This window comes from Spectribacter acetivorans (genome assembly GCF_031846305.1).
Classification (GTDB): domain Bacteria; phylum Pseudomonadota; class Gammaproteobacteria; order Nevskiales; family Salinisphaeraceae; genus Spectribacter; species Spectribacter acetivorans.
This window is the reverse complement of record NZ_JAVRHY010000032.1, coordinates 1-1,696: the sequence shown is the minus strand read 5'-3', so window position 1 is coordinate 1,696 and position 1,696 is coordinate 1. Positions and strand designations below refer to the sequence as shown.

The window sequence follows — 1,696 nt, the reverse complement described above, 5'->3', positions numbered from 1 at the left end:
CGGATCAAAACCACCCTTCACGTCTATCAAGCCCCGCACGATCACTAGCGCCAACGCATTGGCATTTGGCATTACAGCTATCACGTTAACAGCCTTTGAGGGCCATGAATCTTGAGCATGGCATTAAGGCGTAAGGATGTTTCGGGCGATAACCGACAATATCGCTCCGGCTTGACGCCGCAGGTCAGTAATGGTGTCTTGCTCGCAGCATCGCGATATCCGCACACCAGACGCGCTTCACCGCCGGCTTTCGTCCGGATCGGGATTACAGGGTGGTGGTGGCTTCCAAATCACACAGCCTAAGAGCCCCTCAAGTGGACCAATTTCTTACTGTTGCTGCTGAAGCGGTTACCCAGCCAATCGTCGTTTATTCCCTAGCGGGCGGCATCCTCGTCGCGGCATTTGTCTTTTGGCTCTTCTTTTTCTTTCGGACTCGTAGCGTCAGACGTGGCCTGAAACGCGCAACCAGCATCATCACGCAGCATGATTCCGAGGAAGCTTTCGCGAACAATTACGAGTCCGTCCGCCAGGAGCTTCGGACCAACACCACCATTTCGCACAGCTGGAGCGAATTCGAGGAAGTCCTACTGCCAGACCCTTCTGCGGAACCGCCGGTTGTCCGGAACACCAGAAGTCCCGGAGAGTATTTTTCCCGAAACAGCGTTATTGCGGAGAGAGTCAATCTGAGGCTGTATAACGCGCTGCCAAACCTTCTCACCGGGTTCGGCATTCTCGGCACGTTCATAGGTCTGGTCGCCGGCATACACCTCGCTGGCCAAGGACTCGGCTCAGCCGACCCGACAGAGGTTCAGAATGCACTACAAAACCTCCTGAATGGCGCTTCTCTGGCTTTCACGACGTCGATTGCCGGGCTAATAGCTTCCATATTTTTCAACGTTGCGGAGAAACGGGGTGTTCACTCACTCGACAACCTCCTCGCCGACTGGGTAACAGCGCTCGATGCACGACTTGAGCGCGTTACAGTGGAAAGCCTCGCATCACGCCAGCTCGAGCAGAGCCGTCAGCAAACACTGGTCCTCGAGAGCTTTTCGAGTGAGTTGGCTTTCCAGATTGCCGACGAGATTGGCAAGAAGTTCAACGCCGACCTTAGTCCGACACTAGAGAAGCTAGTTGATGCGGTCGAGGGCATGCGTGACCAGCGCAAAGACGATACCGGCGAGATGATCGGGCGAATGGTCGGAGAATTCCAGGAGTCGCTTACAGGCTCTGCCGGTCAGGAATTGCAAGCGCTTGGCGATGCGGTGGGTACCGTGACTCGGGAGTTGCGTGAGGCAAGTAGCGAGACGAGCACTCAGCTCGCCCAGATGGCGGACCGACTCAAGGCTACTGTTAATGACATCAACCACATTATGGACAGAGCCAACGAGACGGCGACTCAACACGAGCAAATCGTAGGTGCCAACCGCGACATTATTGACGCACTGGGAGAAGCCGGCGGTCGATTCGGAAAGCTGGCAGAGCCAATCGAGCAATCCGCTTCCGCTATCTCACAAAGTGCTAAATCGCTGGAACAGACAATGAGCGGAATCACGGAGTCACACACGCAAATACAGCAGACAGTTAGCGAGATTTCACAGCTTCAGGAGCGTCTTACAGCAACGTGGGAGAGCTACGAGCAACGATTTGGCGAAGTGGATAGGTAATCCCCCCGAAAATCAGCGCTGTTTAGAAGTGG

1 protein-coding gene is annotated in these 1,696 nt (G+C 55.0%); it reads left to right on the top strand.

Annotated elements, in window-relative coordinates:
* The first annotated feature begins 314 nt into the window (after positions 1-314).
* Positions 315-1,664, top strand: a complete 1,350-nt coding sequence (locus RM531_RS15950; RefSeq protein ID WP_311660714.1) for a hypothetical protein — start codon at positions 315-317, stop codon at positions 1,662-1,664.
* Positions 1,665-1,696 lie beyond the last annotated feature (32 nt).